General features: G+C 62.2%; 20 protein-coding genes and 4 pseudogenes. 16 read left to right on the forward strand and 8 right to left on the reverse strand.

The annotated features are described in order from the left end of the window. Positions 1 to 296 precede the first annotated feature (296 nt). The 8 genes and pseudogenes from phaP to QFZ91_RS27465 all read right to left on the reverse strand — a co-directional run bounded on the left by phaP (position 297) and on the right by QFZ91_RS27465 (position 5,356). The gene (gene phaP, locus QFZ91_RS27430) at positions 297 to 839 is read right to left on the reverse strand and encodes a TIGR01841 family phasin (RefSeq protein ID WP_176369648.1); all 543 of its coding nucleotides are present in this window, start codon (positions 837 to 839) and stop codon (positions 297 to 299) included. Positions 840 to 1,185: 346 nt separating this feature from the next. Beyond that, positions 1,186 to 2,172: an aromatic/alkene monooxygenase hydroxylase subunit beta gene (locus tag QFZ91_RS27435; protein WP_429569040.1), complete on the reverse strand. Its 987-nt coding sequence runs from the start codon at positions 2,170 to 2,172 to the stop codon at positions 1,186 to 1,188. 112 nt (positions 2,173 to 2,284) lie between these two features. Then, a pseudogene (locus tag QFZ91_RS27440) lies at positions 2,285 to 2,552 on the reverse strand (hypothetical protein); the annotation flags it as partial. A 2-nt stretch (positions 2,553 to 2,554) separates the two neighbouring features. Next, positions 2,555 to 2,811 (reverse strand): annotated as a pseudogene (locus QFZ91_RS27445) (hypothetical protein); the annotation flags it as partial. A gap of 78 nt (positions 2,812 to 2,889) precedes the next feature. Continuing rightward, positions 2,890 to 3,204 (reverse strand): MmoB/DmpM family protein, encoded by a 315-nt coding sequence (locus tag QFZ91_RS27450; protein WP_176369646.1) that lies wholly within the window; start codon positions 3,202 to 3,204, stop codon positions 2,890 to 2,892. A 19-nt stretch (positions 3,205 to 3,223) separates the two neighbouring features. Continuing rightward, positions 3,224 to 3,559 (reverse strand): Rieske 2Fe-2S domain-containing protein, encoded by a 336-nt coding sequence (locus QFZ91_RS27455; protein WP_176369645.1) that lies wholly within the window; start codon positions 3,557 to 3,559, stop codon positions 3,224 to 3,226. A gap of 7 nt (positions 3,560 to 3,566) precedes the next feature. Further along, positions 3,567 to 3,827 (reverse strand): toluene-4-monooxygenase system B family protein, encoded by a 261-nt coding sequence (locus QFZ91_RS27460; RefSeq protein WP_176369653.1) that lies wholly within the window; start codon positions 3,825 to 3,827, stop codon positions 3,567 to 3,569. Positions 3,828 to 3,850: 23 nt separating this feature from the next. Beyond that, the gene (locus tag QFZ91_RS27465; RefSeq protein WP_429569041.1) at positions 3,851 to 5,356 is read right to left on the reverse strand and encodes a toluene monooxygenase; all 1,506 of its coding nucleotides are present in this window, start codon (positions 5,354 to 5,356) and stop codon (positions 3,851 to 3,853) included. Positions 5,357 to 5,979: 623 nt separating this feature from the next. Here QFZ91_RS27465 and QFZ91_RS27470 point away from each other — a divergent pair. The 16 genes and pseudogenes from QFZ91_RS27470 to hypE all read left to right on the forward strand — a co-directional run bounded on the left by QFZ91_RS27470 (position 5,980) and on the right by hypE (position 20,326). Continuing rightward, positions 5,980 to 6,902 (forward strand): annotated as a pseudogene (locus QFZ91_RS27470) (IS5 family transposase). 544 nt (positions 6,903 to 7,446) lie between these two features. Beyond that, entirely contained in the window at positions 7,447 to 8,532 is a 1,086-nt protein-coding gene (locus tag QFZ91_RS27475; protein WP_429569158.1) for a hydrogenase small subunit, read from the forward strand. 59 nt (positions 8,533 to 8,591) lie between these two features. Next, complete coding sequence (locus QFZ91_RS27480; protein ID WP_429569042.1) at positions 8,592 to 10,448, forward strand: nickel-dependent hydrogenase large subunit; 1,857 nt, start codon at positions 8,592 to 8,594, stop codon at positions 10,446 to 10,448. Positions 10,449 to 10,505: 57 nt separating this feature from the next. After that, positions 10,506 to 11,216 (forward strand): Ni/Fe-hydrogenase, b-type cytochrome subunit, encoded by a 711-nt coding sequence (cybH, locus tag QFZ91_RS27485; RefSeq protein ID WP_217910943.1) that lies wholly within the window; start codon positions 10,506 to 10,508, stop codon positions 11,214 to 11,216. 7 nt (positions 11,217 to 11,223) lie between these two features. Then, entirely contained in the window at positions 11,224 to 11,886 is a 663-nt protein-coding gene (locus tag QFZ91_RS27490; protein WP_176369641.1) for a HyaD/HybD family hydrogenase maturation endopeptidase, read from the forward strand. Continuing rightward, positions 11,877 to 12,230 (forward strand): HypC/HybG/HupF family hydrogenase formation chaperone, encoded by a 354-nt coding sequence (locus QFZ91_RS27495; protein ID WP_429524061.1) that lies wholly within the window; start codon positions 11,877 to 11,879, stop codon positions 12,228 to 12,230. The genes QFZ91_RS27490 and QFZ91_RS27495 overlap by 10 nt, the downstream gene beginning before the upstream one ends. Beyond that, positions 12,227 to 12,649, forward strand: coding sequence for a hydrogenase (locus QFZ91_RS27500; protein WP_176369639.1), 423 nt, complete (start codon positions 12,227 to 12,229; stop codon positions 12,647 to 12,649). The genes QFZ91_RS27495 and QFZ91_RS27500 overlap by 4 nt, the downstream gene beginning before the upstream one ends. Before the next feature lie 8 nt (positions 12,650 to 12,657). Next, on the forward strand, positions 12,658 to 13,512 hold the full coding sequence (locus QFZ91_RS27505; RefSeq protein ID WP_429569043.1) for a hydrogenase expression/formation protein: 855 nt from the start codon (positions 12,658 to 12,660) through the stop codon (positions 13,510 to 13,512). Between the two features lie 2 nt (positions 13,513 to 13,514). Then, positions 13,515 to 14,222 carry a [NiFe]-hydrogenase assembly chaperone HybE gene (gene hybE / locus QFZ91_RS27510; protein ID WP_429569159.1) on the forward strand — a complete coding sequence of 236 codons (708 nt, stop codon included), beginning with the start codon at positions 13,515 to 13,517 and terminating at the stop codon, positions 14,220 to 14,222. Beyond that, positions 14,219 to 15,286, forward strand: coding sequence for a nickel-dependent hydrogenase large subunit (locus QFZ91_RS27515; RefSeq protein ID WP_429569044.1), 1,068 nt, complete (start codon positions 14,219 to 14,221; stop codon positions 15,284 to 15,286). The genes hybE and QFZ91_RS27515 overlap by 4 nt, the downstream gene beginning before the upstream one ends. Before the next feature lie 52 nt (positions 15,287 to 15,338). Then, on the forward strand, positions 15,339 to 15,686 hold the full coding sequence (locus QFZ91_RS27520; protein WP_018435798.1) for a hydrogenase maturation nickel metallochaperone HypA: 348 nt from the start codon (positions 15,339 to 15,341) through the stop codon (positions 15,684 to 15,686). Between the two features lie 31 nt (positions 15,687 to 15,717). Continuing rightward, the gene (gene hypB / locus QFZ91_RS27525) at positions 15,718 to 16,698 is read left to right on the forward strand and encodes a hydrogenase nickel incorporation protein HypB (RefSeq protein ID WP_429569045.1); all 981 of its coding nucleotides are present in this window, start codon (positions 15,718 to 15,720) and stop codon (positions 16,696 to 16,698) included. Next, the gene (locus QFZ91_RS27530) at positions 16,695 to 17,870 is read left to right on the forward strand and encodes a carbamoyltransferase HypF (protein WP_429569046.1); all 1,176 of its coding nucleotides are present in this window, start codon (positions 16,695 to 16,697) and stop codon (positions 17,868 to 17,870) included. Before hypB ends, QFZ91_RS27530 begins: the two co-directional genes overlap by 4 nt. After that, positions 17,861 to 18,118 carry a HypC/HybG/HupF family hydrogenase formation chaperone gene (locus QFZ91_RS27535; RefSeq protein WP_176369633.1) on the forward strand — a complete coding sequence of 86 codons (258 nt, stop codon included), beginning with the start codon at positions 17,861 to 17,863 and terminating at the stop codon, positions 18,116 to 18,118. The genes QFZ91_RS27530 and QFZ91_RS27535 overlap by 10 nt, the downstream gene beginning before the upstream one ends. Beyond that, positions 18,115 to 19,251 carry a hydrogenase formation protein HypD gene (gene hypD / locus QFZ91_RS27540; RefSeq protein ID WP_368718863.1) on the forward strand — a complete coding sequence of 379 codons (1,137 nt, stop codon included), beginning with the start codon at positions 18,115 to 18,117 and terminating at the stop codon, positions 19,249 to 19,251. Before QFZ91_RS27535 ends, hypD begins: the two co-directional genes overlap by 4 nt. Then, a pseudogene (hypE, locus tag QFZ91_RS27545) lies at positions 19,248 to 20,326 on the forward strand (hydrogenase expression/formation protein HypE). Before hypD ends, hypE begins: the two are co-directional and overlap by 4 nt. Positions 20,327 to 20,993: the final 667 nt, after the last annotated feature.

Below are 20,993 nucleotides of genomic sequence, written 5' to 3' on the forward strand. Positions count from 1 at the left end.
GTCGCATGTGAAACGCACCGACCACGTCGCCACGAGTTAACTCATGAAGAGGAGGCGCGGCGCCCACTCCGTTGCGTGTGCGCAGCCGAGAGTCCAAATTCGTGTGTAGTGATTGCGCGTTGCGGGCGTTTGCCGAACTTGACGCAGTAGATGTTCTGGCAAATGGCGCCGACATAACTCCGCACTGGATCCACACGAAGATGGCACGCGAGAATTAGGACAAGGAGGACAAGGTACTACGCACGAATCTCGACTCCTCGTCAATATAACCAAGCGTTCTTGCGGACGCAATCCCGTTAATTGCTAGTTTTATTTGTAGCTACAGGTTTGGTGCTCTTCAACGCCTCCGCGCCGACCTCAAGGTTACTTTTTGCGACTTCAACTTCTTGCCGACCAGCACTCCGTAGGCTTTCGCATAGAGAATCGGCAGCCGAAATCGCGGAATTCAAAGCGATCGTGACTGGAACATTCTTGGCGACGTCCTCCACCATCGTCTGCACCTGACGGCGGCAGGCGCTACCTTGCACCTGCACAATTCGTGCGAACTCGGTCTGTGTTACCAACACGATGTCGACCGCCTGACGGCTATACGTCAGCACCCTCTCGGTCATCCGCTCAGCGAAGTTGTCTTGAAGCGCGAGCCAGTTCCGGTGCTCCTTCGACTCCTTCGACGATAGCGACTTTTGCACCAGTTCGAACATATCGACAAGCGTCGTGCAGGTCCATTGATTGTTCAATGCAGCCAGTTTCCCGACGCTCTCCACTGTCTTGTCGCCGAGATCAAAGAGGTAACCTAGCGTTACGTTTTGGATTGCGGCAATCTGTTCTCGGTTCAGCATGATGAAACTCCAGTGTGCGCGATCCGGACACGAAGGCGGCGCCTCCACGATCTTGCGACAGAGATCGCATAGTGGGTCAAAAACGCGCGCCGGATGTGGTGCGCGTCAGAATGCTCCCGGTCCGGCAACCCGTTGCTCCGGCGAGATCGGCTCAGTTGCCTACAGAATATCAGGCTCTTCTCGATTGATTTTCATCTGCTTGAATGTGTCTTGATCGCCATCAAGGACTGAATCTGCGGTAGAGACTTCTCGGCGCCCACATTCGTCGGTACAGACGACGAAGCAATCGTCGATGGGGACAACTCAAGCACGTCGCTTTCGATGCTCCGCCGGCTCGTGCCGACACTCATATACCGACGGCGCGCCTGAACTGGCGCGTGGCGTCTTTCGCGCGCGCGCTGGCGTCCGGTGCGTCGGGGAGAGCAATGCACCACGCCGCGATAGCTTTGTCGGCGAGCGGCTCCCACTTGCTCACCCAAGCCGTCAGCACCGCGCGGTTCTTTTGCTCCTCGAGCGCCATGCGAACGAGTTCGGCGGCCCAACGCCGATGGCGCTGGGCGTCGATCAACTGCGCATCGGTGATGAGGCCGAGCAGCGTATCGCCGTTGTGCCGCGCAGCCACTCCGAGGCTTCGCAAAACGGTTTCTTCCGCCGCCGGGCGCGCGACGAGGTTCAGCGCGGCGAAGCTCTCCGCCCAGTCCCATGCTGTGAGTGCGTGCTCGACGAGATTGCGCCAGCCCTGCCATGCCGGATCGTCCTCCCAGTAGTGCCGCTCGTCTGTGCCGAAGCCGAGGTCGCCGAACGTCTGCGACAGCTCTTTGGTGCGATACGCCGTGTGAGTGAGCCAGCGCAGCGTGTCCGCTGTCTGGTAAGCGGCGCAGTTTGAGATCGTGGAAGCGGGCGCCATCTGGGTCAGATACGCCGAGCCCATTTGCAGTGCATGGAACAGGAAGCGGGCGGGCGTGTAGTGGCGCGCGAGCGTACCCGCCCAAGTGCGTGCGAGCATGCTGTCGTGACCGCGTGCGGAGAACTGGTCTAGCAGCCCGAAGACATACGTTTCCTGCCCGTCTTGGAGCATGTTGTAGGTGCGGTAGACGAGCTCGTCAGGATCGCGGAACGCATTCCAGTCGGGCCGAGTCAGCGGGGATGCATTGCGGTTTCGCTTGAACCATTGCGCCATTTCGAAGTTCGGATCGAGCTCGAACGGCGCATCGGGATTGTCGGTCGTGTAGTGCAGATTGGTCGTGACGATCTCGTACTCGCTTGGCTTGCGCCGCTGGGCCGCCAGATGGCTCCATGTTTTCAGTGGCTTGAGGACTTCTGGTTGCGTCATGATTGTCTCCAGTTAAGAAAAGGTCTGCAGAGGTCGTTTTCATAGCGGTGACTCCACACTCATCGCAGTCTGAACGGCGACGACATTCTTGAGTGGAGATTTCCCGGCAGAGTCACCCATCAGGTGCCGTGCCGGTGAAACACATGGCCGCACCGGCCAGATCTTCAGCGTTTCGCAAAGCTCTGCGCAACATCCATAAATCGTTCAGAGCAGACCGCGTCGTCTGGACAGCATTTTTTCACCAAACCCATATATCGGGCCCTCGCATAGCCGAACTGTCGCTTGATGATGGGAAAGGGATGCTTAACCTTGGCACGGGTCTCTGCCTTGAGCCGGTCGATCTGATCGTGTATAGCGTCCAGACGATCGCTCTGGTCCAGTGCACCATGCCGCCGTCGAGACCCAGGAACTCGCGATACAGCGCCTCTTCCATTGCAGGGTGCGACAGAGCGAACCTGTGCTGCATAAACCGAATTTGCGGCATCGTCGCGATCGGGAAAAGTGGTCGTCCGTTTTTGCCTGGCGGATAAATGCGGCTCGATCAGCACAAATCAGCTCCGACCAAGGCACAACACGCCGCATCGCCTCGAGAAGATTCGGACCTCCACTTGATTGAAAGATCCAGGGAACTGCGACAATACACTTCTACCCAATTAATTCGCGATGCTTCCAAGATAGCTGAACGGGCGTCAATGCCAGGACTTCGGCAGACCTTCCTTAAAGCGTCTTTTCGTAGTAGAAACGCACATACTCGTCGGTCGTCTCGATGCGGCCCGCGAACGAGCTGAGATTGACTTCGAGTTCGGACATCCTGAACGGCCGACCCAGCGCTTCCTCCAACGTCGCGCGGCATAGGATCAGTTCGCAGTCCGTGTCGATGCGCACATATGCGAGCTTGTCGTCCACGCGGATCACCTTGCCCGGGTTGTCCTCGTGCGCGGCTTCGATGACGCCGGCCGTGATGCTGCTCGCGCGAAGCACGGGACCCACACGGTTGTTACGGTAAGCTTCAGCGGTCTTGTCAACGATCATGCTGTGTTCCCCTGCGGACTCAGGAATGGGCAAAGAGCGCATGAACGCCTTCTACGGCAATCAGAATATCGTCGCCTTGGAGCTTCACGGCATATTCGGCGAGACGGCAGTCACCCGGATTGATTCCTTTGCCCGTATTTGCGTCGAAGGTCCACTGATGAGCCCGGCACGTCAGCACGCGGCCATCGAATTTTCCTTCTACGAGCCGAATGTCGTGGTGCGGACAACTGCCCTGAAAGCCGCGCGGCTCGCTGCCTTCGGGACGTACCAACACGATCACGTGGCCATCCACTTCCACCTCGGTCATCTCCGCTTCCCACAGGTCATCGAGAGTGCAAACTTTCCGAAATTTCATATCGCCCTCAATCATCGCAAAAGATGAATTCCAGCGTTTCCATCGGCTTGATGTCGGTCTCGGCGATTTTCACGTTGCGCGGATAGAACTGCTTGCTACCTTGGCGGCGCACGCGGATCACCTTGTCGGGTTGAGGCGCTACTCGCCGGCCCACCGAATGATGAGATGCTGCGGCGGCGATCTCGTCCATGGAATTGTCGGTATCCACGGTTACGAGTTGCAATACAAAGTCATACTGAAAATTGGAAATCACAGGGACAAGAGCCATATCGCCCTCCATTGAATCGCCGCTCATGCAGCCTTTTCTTCGTAAAGCTTGTCGCAGTACGCCTTGACCCACGCGTAATGGTGCGCGTCATCGCCAATTTCGCCCGGTGCGAGTTCCATGTACTTCAACGCACCCCTCAGGTCGGGTGGCTGGATCTGCCCAGCCAGTAAGCGATCAACGAGCGCGAGGTGATTGCGGTAGCGAACGGGATCCTGCTGGAACACCCAGCGATCAATTTCCGAGTTGAAGTGATACGTGCGGCCGTTGTAGTCGAGCGGATAGTCCTTTACATTCCAGCCATTGCCAGGGATCGCGCAGATGGGCAGCTGGCTCATGTTGCAGACGATCGGCAGCGTCTCGGGAACGGTGAGCTCAGGCTTGCCGGCGAGCAGGTTATCGATTATGACATCCCACACTTTGCCGAACGTGTCGTTCCAGCCGGGATATTTTTCTTCGAGCCAGTCGCGGCACTCAGGTGTAATGCCGGCAGCAGGGTTCCACCACACGGTAGGCCGCCAGAACCAGATAGCCAATTGGTACGCATGGTGCTGGCAGTCGAACTCGCTAATGATCTGTTCCCAGTACCATGGCAGGTCGAGTCCGAGGTCGATCAGAGTGCGTTCGAACTGACCTACGATCCATTCCCGCATGAATTCCTTGAACGACTGCTTGCGATGCACGAGTGGCGTGGCGTAATCCATCGAGGAGCCCGTGAGCAGGCAGAACAGACGCCACGCCCGCGCTATGGCGACATCAACGAGCTTTTGAGCTTGCTCTTTACGGCCGTTGGCGATCAGGATCTGCAACGCGGGACCCCCGATTTGCGCATGGCGCGACTCATCTGTCTGAATGCTGGAAATCAGGCTTGCAAAAGTGAAGTCGCCCGCTTCGGCGGCATTGGCCGCGAGGCCGAGAAACTGCATGTTGGTAAAACCCGTCTCGAACGCGAAGGTTAGCATGACCGCGATTTCGATCGCACTGCGCGACATGAACAGGTCATCGAACGCGCTGCGCGCGGCAATCGCACCCCACGCGTTGGTGTGATACGCCTTGTGGGCCCAATCGAACTGGCGATCCTTGGGAACGTAGTCGTGAGGGAAGTAAAGCTGCAACTGACCATGACGATTCTCGTCGAGCATGCCGAAGGTGGCCATATTGCGCATGCCGGGCGCACGGCCGAAACGTACCATTCGGGCCTCGGCGCTCATCGCCGCATATTCGCCGAGCGCAATTGCACCGTAGTGCGCCTTCAGAATGGAGAGCCACCCCGGATCGGCGTCCTCGAACATGCGGCTACGCTCAAGTGCCTCCTTGACTGAATATGCGCCAGCATCCTTCTCACGCTGGATGCGCACATACTCGGGATACGACGTCTTGTAGGGCTCGTCGTAGGTTTCCCAACTCGCCATGGGAATGCCTTGCGCCCCAGACATGAGGTCGGGAAAGAGCTCCGACTCCGTCACATATCTTGGGGTCCAGTTGGTGGCACGTGCAATGTCATACCATGCGGCTCGTTCCAGTAACGCCATCGTGATGCCTCCTTTTGGAATGGGCGATGCGTCTTCTCGGCCCGATGCACACTCCACCGGGCCCCTTGGGAACGCAAGATCAATGCCAACCCGCGGCGTTGCTTTCTTGGCGATCGAGACGACAAATCTGAGAGCCGCGGCGGAGCGAAAGGGCAACCAAAATTGCGCAGGTTTAGCGAGTAGGACATGTACCACCGCATGCACAGCATGGCCGCATCCACTGGGTGACGACAGCGTTTGGGCACCGTGGCGGCGCTATCAAGATGCGGGGGTGAATCTTACCGCAACGCAGCGCCCTACCGCGACACTGCATTGAGATGGTAAGCCGGCAGTTGTCGAGGTTCCAAGACGATGAGTGACTTCCGCCGTAAAGGCCCATTGATCGTTTAGTCCAGCACGGCCCCAGTCTGCACACAAGCGCACAACGAGCATCGAGTTGATAAGCGTCGGGCGAAGTTAAGCGGTCGTTGCGACATAACCGCCGCCTTAATTCTCCGTTGTCGCGGCAACCGCAGTGTTGCATCTCCCAGCGCACGAATGATACTTCACGCAACGCTGATCAAGTCGACCGCAGAGCTACTGCGAGCGTTATAGATCGGGGTGGATCCGGAGGACAGAACAGGATGAAGCCGCCGACGCTGTCGACGGCCGCTGAAGGTGCTGCTTTCGAGACACACCACAAACGGACGCGACGCGATGAGTTTCTCGCGATGAATGCAGTTTCGTCGTGTGGGCTGAGTTTTGCGCGGTGGTCGAGCCGTATTATCCGAGGTGCGGCAATGGCCGCCCGCCGATTGACCGGGAGCGCATGCTGCGCCTTCATTCTATCCGGCACTGCTTCAACCTGGCCGATTTCGCTTGTGAAGACGCTCTTTACGTTAGTGCTAGGCTGCGTCGCTTTGCGAGAGTCTGGATTGGAAGGCAGTACCAGACTGCCACCGGTCTGCTGAAATTTCGTCGTCTTCTTGAAACCCTCAAGCTGGGTGAGAAATTGATTGCCGAAGTCGGCCAAGTGGCGAGCGGCATGAAACTCCAGAGCGTCACGGTCGTGGATGCCACCATCATCGGTGCGCCAAAATTCGACGAAGAATGAACAGAATTCGCGCTCCCCCAAATGCAGCAGACGCGCAAGACTAGCAATGGTACTTCGGCGCGAAGTTAGACATCGACGAGGATAGCGAGAGTGGCCTGGTGCACAGCGTAGTACCGGCCAACGTGCATGAAAAGCTTCCACTGCCGCAATTGCTACACGGCCAGGAGCGGAAGGTCTACGCTAACAGCGCTTACGCCAGCCAGAAGGCTAATCCACAGCAAAGCAGCACACCCACCGCGCGTGTGAAGTCAATACGGTGCAGCGCGGCGAGAACTGCCACAAGTCGAGGATCCGCGCACGCGTGGAGCATGTCTTCGCAGTGGCCAATCGATGTGGGGTTTCACGAAGGTGCCTACCACGGTTAGCGCAGAGTACGAACCTGGCTTCATAGCTTTGGCGCGCGCCAATCTCTACCTGTCGGGCACGCGATTGATGGCACAAGTGCGTCCGTAATGGACGAAAGGCGCCCCAAAAGCCGAGGTGTATCTGGAGTATGGTCGGCGTCACGACCTGAACACCTCCACAATGCCGACACGGTCGCAAATTCGGCGACTTTTTCAGCCTAGCCTTAACGTGACAACGCCGACATATGTCGTCGAGAATTGGACAAACAAGACAGGCACTCGAAGAATTTATCGAGCTTTCTCGGCAATTTTTCCAGTTTCACGCCGTGCGAAAAGGTGGCGCATAGGTTGATTCGTGAACCTCCTCCCAGATATTTTGCTTCGTTCTCTGAAGATGCCGTACTGGCTGACCTCTGTCAGACGAACGGCCCGTCGCCACTATGAGAAGGTTTTGTCGGCGCAGCACATAGTCCTTCCCGCTTCCGTCTCAATTATGGGAAGCGCCGCGGAACATTTTTTTCGTTAGGGACCCGCGACGCAAGGTCGGCACGAATCTTGTTATTTTCAAAACGCTTCACCGACAGTGAGACGCCCGAAGACGCGGTCGTATGCCAGCTTCGCGGGGCCGAACGCCATCAAGGGACCACATAGTGATCGAAACGTTTTATGAAGTCATGCGACGCCAAGGGATCTCGCGCCGTAGCTTCCTCAAATTCTGCTCGCTGACGACAACGTCGCTCGGCCTCGGGCCTGCGTTCATGCCGAAGATTGTCCACGCAATGGAGACCAAACTGCGCACGCCGGTGCTCTGGCTACATGGACTCGAATGCACCTGCTGCTCAGAGTCGTTCATCCGCTCGGCGCACCCGCTGGCGAAGGACGTGATGCTTTCAATGATCTCGCTCGACTACGACGACCTCTTGATGGCTGCCGCGGGACACCAGGCCGAGGCGATCCTCGAAAACGTGATGGAGAAGTACCGTGGCAACTACATCCTCGCCGTCGAAGGCAATCCGCCGCTGAATCAAGACGGTATGAGCTGCATTATCGGCGGCAAGCCATTCGTCGATCAGTTGCGCCGTGTGTCGAAGGACGCGAAGGCTGTGATCTCGTGGGGGTCGTGCGCGTCGTGGGGCTGCGTGCAGACGGCCACGCCGAACCCGACGCAGGCGGTGCCAATCCACAAGGTGATCACCGACAAGGCGATCATCAAGGTGCCAGGCTGCCCCCCGATCGCCGAGGTGATGACGGGCGTCGTCACCTACATGCTCACGTTCGACCGGATACCGGAGTTGGATCGCCAAGGCCGTCCGAAAATGTTTTACAGCCAGCGCATTCACGACAAGTGCTACCGCCGTCCGCATTTCGACGCGGGCCAGTTCGTCGAGTCGTGGGACGACGAGGCGGCACGGCGCGGCTACTGCCTCTACAAGGTCGGCTGCAAGGGCCCGACGACCTACAACGCCTGCTCGACCGTGCGTTGGAACGGCGGCACGAGCTTCCCCATTCAGGCGGGCCACGGCTGCATCGGCTGCTCTGAGGAAGGATTCTGGGACAAGGGCTCCTTCTACGATCGGCTCACCCGGATCGATCAGTTCGGAGTCGAAACGAACGCCGACAAGATCGGCGCTACCGCGGCCGTCGTGGTGGGCGCCGCCACTGCTGCGCATGCAGCCGCTTCGGCAATTCAGCACGCCAGGTCGAAGCAGGACTCTATGGACGACCGCGACGGCCAATAGCTACAACTCGCGTCGGGGTGCAGCCGACAAGCACAGGAAGCCGCAAAAGAAAAGCAACCATGACAGCCATTTCGAACCCAGGATTTCAGCTCGGTAGGAACGGACGCCGGATCGTCGTCGATCCAGTCACACGCATCGAAGGCCATATGCGCGTCGAGGTCAATGTTGATTCGAACAACGTGATCCGCAACGCCGTTTCCAGCGGCACCATGTGGCGTGGCCTTGAAGTCATTCTCAAGGGGCGCGACCCGCGCGACGCATGGGCGCTCGTCGAGCGTATCTGCGGCGTATGCACGGGATGTCACGCGCTCGCATCCGTGCGCGCGGTCGAGGACGCGCTCGACATCCGCATTCCGCCCAACGCGCACCTGATCCGCGAGATCATGTCGAAGACATTGCAAGTGCACGACCACGTGGTGCACTTCTATCACCTGCACGCGCTCGACTGGGTCGACGTGTTGTCGGCACTCAAGGCCGACCCCAAGTTAACGTCCGAGTTGCAACAGCGCATCTCGCCCGCGCATCCGATGTCGTCACAGGGCTATTTCCGCAATGTGCAGACCCGTCTACGCAAGTTCATCGAAAGCGGCCAGCTCGGTCCGTTCATGAACGGCTACTGGGGCAACTCCGCGTACGTGCTGCCGCCGGAAGCGAATCTGATGGCCGTGACACACTATCTCGAAGCGCTCGACATGCAAAAGGAGTGGGTCAAGATCCACGCGATCTTCGGCGGCAAGAATCCGCACCCGAACTACCTCGTAGGGGGCGTGCCTTGCGCGATCAATATCGGCAGCGACCTAGCGGCCGGCGCACCCATCAACATCGAGCGCCTAAACTTCGTCAAGTCGCTCATCGACGATGCGATCACCTTCTGCCGCAACGTCTATGTGCCCGATCTGCTTGCAATCGGCACGATCTACAAAGCACGCGGCTGGTTGCATGGCGGCGGCCTGGCCGCAACCAACGTGATGGACTACGGCGCGTATCCGCTCGTCAACTACAACCCATCCACCAACCAGATGCCGGGCGGAGCCATCATCAACGGCGACTGGAACACGCTCCTGCCGGTTGATCCGCGCGACCCCGAGCAAGTGCAGGAATTTGTCGCCCACTCCTGGTATCAATACCCTGACAACTACCGCGGGCTGCATCCTTGGGACGGCATTACCGAACCGCACTACGAGCTCGGACCTAACACGAAGGGCACGCGCACCGCAATCGAGTCGATCGACGAGAGCGCAAAGTACTCGTGGATCAAGTCGCCGCGCTGGCGGGGGCACGCGATGGAAGTCGGACCGCTCGCGCGCTACATCCTCGGCTACGCACACGCGGAGCAGAGCAATCCGCATTGCGGCCGTATGAAGGAACAGATTGAGGCCTCCCTCCTTGCCGTGAACCAGGGCATGCCAAAGCTGCTCGGCTTGCCGGAAAGCTCGCTTGGCGTGAAGCAACTGCTGCCGACCACCATCGGCCGCACGCTCGCCCGCGGGCTTGAAGCGGAGTATTGCTCCGAGATGATGGCGGACGACTGGCAAAGCCTCTTACAAAACATCCGCAACGGCGACACCTCGACCGCGAACCTCGACAAGTGGGACCCTTCGATGTGGCCAGCCGAGGCGAAGGGCGTGGGCGCGGTCGCCGCGCCGCGCGGCGCGCTCGGCCACTGGATCAGGATCAGGGACGGTCGCATTGAGAACTACCAGTGCGTCGTTCCGAGCACTTGGAACGGCAGCCCGCGCGACGCGAAAGGGCAGATCGGCGCGTTCGAAGCGAGCCTCATGGACATGCCCGTGGCGAACGTCGAGCAGCCCGTCGAGATTCTGCGGTCGCTGCACTCGTTCGACCCTTGCATGGCTTGCTCGACGCACGTGATGAACGCGGACGGTGCGGAAATGACCGCCGTGACTGTGCGATAACCCCACCAGGCCGCCACAGCGCCTGCGCTCGCCGGCGCCGCGCGGCAGGAAAGGATGATGACGATGCAATCGTATTCTCGATGCGAAAAGGCGGCTGACTTTGTTTCGTCCACCGAGGCAATTTACGTGTACGAAGCGCCGGTACGCGTCTGGCACTGGATCAACGCAGTGTCGATCGTCGTGCTGGCGTTGACCGGCTATCTTATCGGCGCCCCGCTTCTCACACAGCCCGGCGAGGCGAGCGCGAATTTTCTGATGGGCTATATCCGCTTTGTGCATTTCACCGCGGCCTACCTGTTCGCAATCGGGCTTGCGGGCCGCGCGTATTGGGCGATTGTCGGCAATCGCCATGCGCGCGAAATGTTCTGGGTGCCGGTATTCTCGCGCGAGTACTGGATGGACATGCTCGCCATGCTGCGTTACTACTCGTTCCTCGGGCCCACACCGCGCCAGTTCAGCGGGCACAATCCGTTATCGCGATTTGCGATGTTTTTCGTGTTCTTGCTGATCTCACTCTTCATGATCGTGACCGGTTTCGCACTGTATGGCGAAGGCGCGCAGGCCGGCTCTTGGCAGCAGATTGCGTTTGGCCAGGTATCCACGCTGATCGGCCAGTCGCAGACTGTGCACACGTGGCATCGCCTCGGCATGTGGGCGATCATGATGTTCGTTATCGTGCATGTCTATATGGCGATCCGCGAAGACATCATGGCCCGCCAGAACATGGTCGGCACGATGATATCGGGCTACCGTACCTTCAGGAAGTGAGGTTGCAATGCTGACTTGCCCACAAACCGGCGTGCCTGCCATCGTCGTACTCGGCATCGGCAACTTGCTGTGGGCCGACGAGGGTTTTGGCGTGCGCTGTATCGAGGCGCTTGAGCAGCACTTCGAGTTCGCCCCGCACGTGAGCCTCATAGACGGCGGCACGCAAGGGCTGTGTCTGGTCCAGTACGTCCAGACGGCCGACAGTCTGCTCATTTTCGACGCGGTCGATTACGGTCTCGCGCCGGGCACGCTGAAGATCGTTGAGGATGACGACGTACCGGCGTTCCTCGGCGTGCGCAAGATGAGCCTGCACCAGACCGGCTTCCAGGAGGTACTGATGCTCGCGCGCCTGACAGGCCGGTATCCACGCCGCGTGCTGCTGATCGGCTGCCAGCCGGACGAAGTGGCCGATTTCGGTGGCAGCCTGCGACCCGCCATTAAAGCATCGCTCGAGCGCGCGCTCGAACTTGGCCTCGAGCGCCTTGCCGCATGGGGCGGAGAGCCCACGCCGCGCCACACCCCGTTACATGCCGACGATGCGGTCACGCTGCCGCATCTCGCGCTTTCGCGCTACGAAGGCGAGCGGCCCAGCGAGGCCGATGCGTGCCGCACCGGCGACGAGCGCGTGCTGCTGCGCATGCGCCGCGAGGAGCCGCCGTCGTGTGTATAGGCGTGCCGATGCGGGTGGTCGAGGTGCAGGGCTTGCGGGCGCTGTGCCACGGACGCGGCGGCCACCGCCGGATCGACACTTCGCTAGTTGGTCCATGCAGCGCCGGTGAATGGCTGCTGGTTTTTCTCGACACGGCGCGCGAAAAGCTCGACGGGACACGCGCGGCAGAAATCGACGCGACGCTCTCGCTCGTGGAACTGGCGCTGGAGGGAGATGCCGCCATGGCCCGAGCGAGCCCGAATTTTGAATTGCCGTCCGCGCTCGGCGTGGACGATTTGACCCGGTTGACCTCCGGCGCGCAACCGGCGCATGGCCGTCACGGGTCCTCCGAGGAATCGCCATGACAAATACGAACGGTACCGCGCTTGACGCGACGTCCGTGGTGGAGCGGCTAACTGATGGCAGACACGCCGTGTCCGTGGACGAACGAAAGGTAGACGATTGGATTGCGGACGGCGGCGAATGCGTAGCGCTGCTCACGGCCGACGGGACGCGCTTTCCCGACTTCCTCGACGTGGCCGTGGTGCTGCCCGAGCTCGCGCGCCGCGTGTGGCGGTGGCCGTGGTCCACGTTGCTGTGGCTGCACGCCGGCGCTTATGTCACGAGGCTCTCCAGTATGACGGACTGGAATGACTATGTGGCAAACGTCGCACATGCGCTCGGGCAGCCGACTACGCGGACGCCATGGGTCGGCATTCCCGGCCGCACCGTCGGCGCTTCGCCCGGCTGTCACGAATTGTCGATCAATCTTTGGGGTAGTTGATCGTGTCCATGAGTCCATTTCCCATTCCCGTCGCGCCTTTCCGCCCGGGCAACCAAGCCGAGAGCGATGCGGTGCTCGACTATCTGCCGATGCCGCAAGGCATGCGCATCTATGTGGCGCCGACGCTGCCTGAGCGCTGCGATGCGCGGGCACTCGACGGCGCGCGCGGCGTGCTTCGCAACGTAGTAGGCGTACTGGCGGCATACGAACCTGGTACGCCGTCCGAAGCCATCGATCTGACGCCGTACGATCGAGCAACGCTGCGCGTTCTCAACAACGTGCTGAGCGAGGGCGAGGTCAGCGCGCGCGTCGACGGCGCGCAGCGGAGCGGCGGGCTGATCCAGGAGACTGTGTTTGCCGGCCTGTGGCGCGTAGTCGAGCGGAATGGCGCGCGCCCGGTCGACCGGCTCGAGATCGGCACGGCCCCCGCGATGCTTGCCCAGCCCAAAGACCCGGCGCAGCCGATGATGCCGTTGCCGGACATGCTGCCGCTCGACGTGATGAACGCGCCGTCGATCCTGAGCGAAGTACGCGATTCCGCCGCGCGCTGGCGCGCCGGGCATGCGCCCCACATCATCAACCTAACGCTCCTGCCATTGTCGCCGGAGGATCAGCAACTGATCGACGCCGTGCTGGGCGAAGGTGCGGTGCAGATCTTGTCGCGCGGCTACGGAAATTGCCGGGTGGGCGGCACGGCGATCGCGAACTGCTGGCGTGTTGCATATTTCAACTCGCAGGACATGCTGATCCTGAACACGATCGAGATCACCGATCTGCCAGAGGTCGTGCGCGCCGCGCCGGAAGACCTCGCGGATTCGCGCGAGCGCTTGAGCCAGTTGATCGACTGGATGGGTGAGGCGTGACGATGGACGAGCGAACGAAGCAATTCGAGGGCTGCCATCTCGGTGCCAGTAGCCCAATCGCGACGCACACGTGCGTCGAATGCAAGTTCTGCTGGTGGATCCACCATCCCGAACAAGGCGATCCGGTCTTGCAGATTCCTCCGCACGCGACGTTCGCGGCGCTTCAGGCGCACGGGCGCTGCCGCGTTTATGGCCGCGCGCCGGATCAGGTCGTGGTTTTTGTGGGACGCGGATTGACCGTGCGTGCAATCCAGCGAAAGGTCATACACGGCGATCCAAGGGGGGCTACGCTTGTAGCGCACTTCGAAACGGCCGCAACCACTGCGATGCCTGACATGCCGGTCGTGAAACTCGCCTTGCGTATCGAGGGGACCGGCTTTGAGCCGGTGCGCGGCGAGACCGGGGCCCGATGCGGTTGGTTCGGGATGCCGATCACGCCATGGTCCATGAGGCCCCTCTCGTTACCCGGCGCGGTGCAGAACTCGGTGGAATGTCCGCGGCCGGCCGGCAAAGCGCACTTGCGCGTTGGCGACGTCGATTGCAAATGGCTCGGCGCGCACGCGCAAGACGTCAGAGCCTATGCGTGCTGCTCGCTCTTTTTGCCGATGCTCGAATTCCCCAGACAGAAGAGCGCCACATCGGGCGGTGTCGCGCGCGTGTCGCGTCATGCGCACCTGCTGCGGCCGGCCGCGTTCGGGAGCGCTCCATGACTGCGGCGATGCTGGCAGCATTGGCCGCACAGTACCGGGTGCGCCCCGGCCGGCACGACAGCATTACGGGCGGGCGCCCACCACTGGCCGCCGCGCTGCTGCGCGGGCAACCGGTAGCAACCGCTGCGGCGCGGCTGTCGGCGCTGTTCTCGTTGTGCGGACTCGCGCATAGGCTCTGCGCAGAACTTGCCGTCGGCGCAGCGGGCGCTTCAGCGGAGCACAAACGCGACGATGTGACCAACGCCGCTCATGCCGCAATGCTCATGCGTGAGACGCTCGCCGTGCATCTTCGCTGCATGTGGACCGACTGGCCGGTGCGGCTGGCCGCCGCCGCGCCGCATACGCTGCCCGACGTCGAGTCGGTTGACTCCTCCGACTGGCTGGAGCGGCACGTTCTGGGCATGCCTGCGCAAAAGTGGCTCGCGCACTGGACGGACGATCCGCGTGGCTGCTTAGCGGCGTGGTGCGCACGAGCCGCGACGTTCCCGGCCCGGTTGCTGGCAGCCTGCCGCGCGCACGCCGATACGATGCGCGCTACGCCGCGGCCGCTCATCATCGACGAAACGCGGTTAAGCGAACTGGCCGCGGCGATTGCCGAGAGTCCGGTGTTCGCGCACGCGCCCGTACAACGCGGCCTGCCCGCGGAGACCGGCGTGTGGACACGTAGCGACGATCCGCGCGCGCTGGAATACGACACGCCTTGGCTGCGGATTGGCGCGCGCGTCGCGGAGGTGGCGCGGCTGGCAGCGGGCGACGACGGGCCAAGTGCGCTTCGCTTTGGCGCGCGAACGTGCGCGCCCGGCGAGGCGCTCGGCTGGTGCGAGATGTCGCGTGGCGTGCTGCTCCATTGGGTGCGCCTCGCGCGAGGCGATGCGGCGCGCATCGAGGACTATCGCGTGGTCGCGCCGACTGAGTGGAACTTCCACGGCCAAGGCACGCTCGCGCAAGCCTTGTCGCGACTGGATCCGGCGTGCGGCGATGGAACGTTCGCCGCGCGCGTAGGCGCGTGGATGGGCGCGTTCGATCCGTGTGTCGCCTATGTGGTCGACACGGACGGGGCGTGAGCACAAGGATCGAGACAAGGCCCCGAATACTGAGCTGAATGGAAGCCAAGGTATGCATGAAGTAAGTCTGGCCGGCGGCGTGCTTGCGTTGGTCGAAGCGGCAGCCGAGCGTGAGAGCTTTGTCCGCGTGAAGGTGCTGAGGCTTGAAGTCGGACGCCTCGCTGGCGTCGATGTCGAGACGCTGCGCTTCGCCCTCGAAGCGATCGCGCCCGGCACCTGCCTTTGCAGCGCACGCGTCGAGATCGACGAACCTTCGGGAAGCGCATGGTGCATGAACTGCAACGCGACCGTGGCGCTGGCCACGCGGGGCGCCCCCTGCGCGCACTGCGGCGGCTACTGGCTCCAGCCGAACGGCGGCACAGAGTTGCGCATCGTCGATCTGATCGTCGACGATGCCTGACAATCATCGGATTAGCGCAAGGAGAAGCAACATGTGCATAGGATGCGGGTGCACCACCACAGGCGATCGGCAAAACACCGCTCAGGGGCACGAGTGCGCGCATGCGCAGGGCCAGTCCGACACTCATTCCCACTCCCACCGGACGCCACCGGGCAAAGATCTGCACTACGGCCTCGGGCCCGCGGGCCTCACGGTGCCCGGCCTAGACCAGGGCCGCACCATCAAGCTCGAGCACGACGTGCTAGGCGAAAACAATCGCCATGCCGCCGTTAACCGGCGGCACTTCGCGCAGCATGGCGTGCGTGCGCTCAATCTAGTGTCGAGCCCGGGCTCGGGGAAAACGACCCTGCTGTGTGCGTCGATCGCCGCGCTGCGCGAGCGCATACCCAGCTTGCCCATCGGTGTGATTGAGGGCGACCAGCAGACGGCAAACGACGCCGAGCGCATCCGCGCGGCCGGTGCGCCAGCGATCCAGGTGAACACGGGAAAGGGCTGCCATCTCGACGCCGCGATGATCGCCGCGGCCTTCGGACGGCTTCCGTTGCACGATCATCGCCTTTACCATGACCAAAAGCACGAGCGTGAATACGTACCGCTCACGCACGACGTCCCGTGCAGCGTGCTCTTCATCGAGAACGTAGGCAATCTCGTCTGCCCCGCGCTGTGGGACCTCGGCGAGGAGGCGAAGGTCGTGATCATCTCGGTAACGGAGGGCGAAGATAAGCCGCTCAAGTATCCCGACATGTTCGCCGCCGCGCGCCTCATGATCGTCAACAAGATCGACTTGCTGCCTTATGTACAGTTCGACGTCGAGCAGTGCATCGCGTATGCGCGCCGCGTGAATCCGTTCCTCGAAGTGATCTGGCTCTCGGCCACGACCGGCGAAGGCCTCGATGCGTGGCTCGACTGGATCACGAGTGCGCGCGACTCGATTGCCGAGCGCATTGGCGTGCTGGAGAGCAACCTTGCGGCGCAGCATGCGCGAAAGCATCGCGCCGGAGGCGAGGCATGACGGCGCGTGTGCAGAACCTACCCCATACCCTCGGCGAACAGACGGTGCTCGCCACCGGCGCATGGCTGAAGAACGCTGCGTGCCTGTGCATCGGCGGCGACGTTCACTGGTCGATGCTACACGGCGATCTCGACGATCCGGAGCACTGTGTGGCGCTCGACACATCGGTGGCGGCGCTTGTTGAGAGCGCCGAGCGCGCGGGGCAGCCCGTGCGCATGATCGCGCACGATCTGCATCCCGACTTCTACAGCACGCGCGTCGCGCTCGAATTGGGTGAGCGGCTTGGCGTGCCGACCGTCGGCGTCCAGCATCATCACGCGCATATTGGCGCGGTTGCGGCAGAGCATGGGCTGCGCGAGCCCGTGATCGGCCTCGCGCTCGACGGCGTGGGCTTCGGCACGGACGGCGCCGCATGGGGCGGTGAGCTGCTGGAGGTGGCTCCCGCCTGCTGGCAGCGCCTCGGCAGTCTCACGCCGCTCGCGCTGCCCGGCGGCGACGTCGCGGCGCGCGAGCCTTGGCGAATGGCCGCCGCCGCCCTGCACGCGCTCGGGCGCAGCGACGAAATCGAGCCGCGGCTCTCGGCCGCCGTCGGCGCGACCGCGGCGCGCACGGTCGGCGTCATGCTCGCGCGCGGCCTCAATTGCCCGCCTAGCACCGGTGCGGGTCGCTGGTTCGACGCGGCGGCGGGACTGCTCGGCGTGTGTCTGCGCCAGCGCGCCGAATCCGAGGCGGCCATCGCGCTAGAAAGGCTCGCGAGCGGCTACCTCGTCGCGCACAAGGCCCCCGATGTGGCGGCCCTGTGGCGAATCGCGGACAACGGCGAGCTCGACCTTCGTCCGCTCCTCGTCAAGTTGCTCATGCTCGCGGACGCCGGCGAAGCCGCGTACGGCGCGGCCGTCTTTCATGTTGCGCTGGCCGAGGCGCTCGCCCAATGGGCCGCGCTTGCCGCGCAGGGGCGCGCCGTTCTGTTTGGCGGCGGCTGCTTTGCTAACAGGCTGCTCACCGCGCATCTACGAGAGTCGCTCGCGGCGCACGGCGTGCACACCCTCATGCCCGACACGGTGCCCTGCGGCGACGCCGGGCTAGCGCTTGGCCAGGCTTGGGTTGCCGCATATGGTCCGCAGATGTTGTCCATGCCTACGACCGCACGAGGAGTCAGTCTATGTGTCTAGCCATGCCGGCACGGCTCATCGACTGGTCCGACGCCGAAACGGGCGTCGTCGATCTCGGGGGCGTTCGCAAGACGGTCTCACTCGCGCTCGTGCCCGAGGTGCGCCTAGGGGACTTCGTGATCGTGCATGTCGGCTTCGCGCTTGGCATGATCGACCCCGAAGAGGCCGAGCGCACGCTCGCGCTGTTCAGCGAGGTCGCTCGGTCGCTTGGCGACGCACCCATCGTCCAATCCGGAACGACGCAATGAAGTACGTCGACGAATTCCGCGACGGCGAACTCGCCGCGCGCATTGCTGGACGCATCCAGGCGGAGACGCTGACCGAACGCCGCTATCACTTCATGGAGTTCTGCGGCGGTCACACGCACGCGATTTCCCGCTTCGGCGTCGCCGATCTTCTACCCGGTAACGTGTTGATGATCCACGGTCCCGGCTGCCCGGTTTGTGTGTTGCCGATCGGGCGCATAGATCTCGCGATTCGCCTCGCGCTCGAACACGACGTGATCCTCTGCACGTATGGGGACACGATGCGCGTGCCTGCCTCGTGCGGTCTATCGCTCCAGCGGGCCAAGGCGCGCGGGGCGGACATCCGCCTTGTGTATTCGCCGCACGACGCGCTGCGCATCGCGCGCGAGCATCCGGAACGCGAAGTCGTCTTTTTCGCAATCGGCTTCGAGACCACTACGCCGCCTACCGCGCTCGTCGTGAGCGAAGCGGCAGACTGCGGCGCGGAAAACTTTAGCGTGCTGTGCTGCCATGTACTCACGCCCGCGGCGATGACACATCTACTCGCCGAGCCGTCCGTCGACGCGAACGCGGTGCTGCTCGACGGCTTCGTCGGCCCCGCGCACGTGAGTGTTGTGATCGGCTCCGCGTCTTACGAGACCTTCGCGCAGAGGTATCGCAAGCCGGTCGTGATTGCCGGGTTCGAACCGCTCGACGTGCTGCAGGCGATCCTCATGCTGGTGCGTCAGGTCAACGATGGCCGCGCGGAGGTCGAGAACGAGTTCGCACGCGCCGTCACGCGCGCGGGCAACGCGGCCGCGCAGGCGCTCATGCAGGAGGTGTTCGAAACGCGGGAGTCGTTCGAGTGGCGCGGCTTGGGCGAGGTCCCATTGAGCGGGCTGCGCATTCGCCCGAAGTACGCGCGCTACGACGCCGAACTCCGCTATGAACTCTTGTACCGGCCCGTCGCCGATCACCGCAAATGCGAGTGCGGGGCGATCCTGCGAGGTCTAAAACACCCGCGCGACTGCACAATGTTCGGCACGGTCTGCACGCCCGAGAATCCCATCGGCTCGTGCATGGTGTCCAGCGAAGGCTCTTGCGCCGCGCATTTTTCTTATGGTCGCTTTAAGGACATTCGAGTCGTCAAAGCATGAGCCCAGTCCACACATCCCCGGTGAAGCCCGCCTACGTGCGGCCCCTAGACTTTCGCGACGGCCGCATCCACATGGGCCACGGCGCGGGTGGCCGCGCATCGGCGCAATTGACCTCCGCGAGCTGTTCGTCGCAACCTTCGATAACGAATGGCTGCGCCAGGGCAACGACCAGGCCGCCATTCCGCAGCTTGCGCCCGGGCCCGGCGAGCGCGTGGTGATGACCACCGACGCGCACGTCGTCTCGCCGCTGTTCTTTCCCGGCGGCGACATCGGCAGCCTCGCCGTGCACGGCACCGTCAACGACATCGCGATGGCGGGCGCACGGCCTTCGTATCTCAGCGCGAGCTTCATCCTGGAGGAGGGCTTCCCGCTGGCGGATCTGCTCCGCATCGTCGAGTCAATGGCTGCTGCGTCGCGCGCTTGCGGCGCTCCGATCGTGACGGGCGACACCAAGGTCGTCGAGCGCGGCAAGGGCGATGCCGTGTTCATCACCACGACCGGGATCGGCGTCGTGCCCTCGGGCATTCACATTGATGGCGCGCAGGCGCGGCCCGGCGACGTTGTGCTGCTCTCGGGCACTATCGGCGAGCACGGCGTGGCGATCATGTCACTACGCGAGGGCCTGGGCTTCGACACGGAGATCCGCTCGGACAGCGCCGCGCTGCATACGCTCGTGGCGGACATGGTTGCCGTCGCGCCCGGTGTGCGCGTTCTGCGCGACCCGACTCGCGGCGGACTGGCCACAACCCTGAACGAGATCGCCGGCCAGTCGGGCGTCGGGATGCGCATTCAGGAGCGCGCAATTCCCGTGCTACCGCAAGTCGATGCGGCGTGTGAACTGCTCGGCCTCGATCCGCTTTATGTCGCCAACGAAGGCAAGCTGGTTGCAATCTGCGCAAGCGCCGACGCGCCGCAACTGCTCGCCGCGATGCGCGCACATCCTTTGGGCGCGGCGGCGGTGTGCATCGGTGAGGTGGTCGAGGACGCGCACGGCTTCGTGCAGATCGAAACGAAAATCGGCGGACGGCGCATCGTCGACTGGCTTTCGGGCGAGCAGTTGCCGCGGATCTGTTGATCCGTTTGCGGCGATAGGTATCGGGAGACTGAGAATGCTTTTGGATCATCAGGTCTCTAGTCGCGTTGCCTTCGCCGGGAGCTTTGAATAATCCATCCCCTTACGGCGTCGATCGAGCAATGAGGTCTCCAGTCCCGCCCTCGCTGCAGCAGCCGTCGACCGCGCTCGTGGTCGAGCCCACGCTACATTCAGACTCTATTGCGAGGAATGCTTTCCAATTCATTGTTGCCTGAGCGCTTTATCAGCAGCGGACTGTACCCGCCTCTCCTGGCCGGACAATCTCGCCTAACGTCAATGCCCCGCCCAACGGAAAGCTTCTTCATCGGCTCGACGACCGAACATTCACGCCGCCCGAGGGGACCCATCAGGACGCGAAGGCGGACTGTTCGAATACTTGGATGACCGCAGTCATCGTCATTCCTCAATTTGTTTTGTCTCCCGAAAGCAGTTTTCTCGGGATGCTTTCAAAGCTCAGCAGACCACGGATGCGGTTGCATAACTCAGATCGGCAAGAACGAAGTTTCGCAGACGCGCGGCGTGACAAGTTGGCCGCTGGCAAAATCGCGCGAATGAATCTTATTGCACCTATGACGACAATATTTTCAGAAAATCCTTACCATCCAGCCCGTGTTGTCAACGAGTAGACTGTACCAACCGAACGCTGCGA

The organism is Paraburkholderia sp. JPY419, from assembly GCF_050435705.1.
In the GTDB taxonomy this organism is placed as follows: Bacteria; Pseudomonadota; Gammaproteobacteria; order Burkholderiales; family Burkholderiaceae; genus Paraburkholderia; species Paraburkholderia youngii.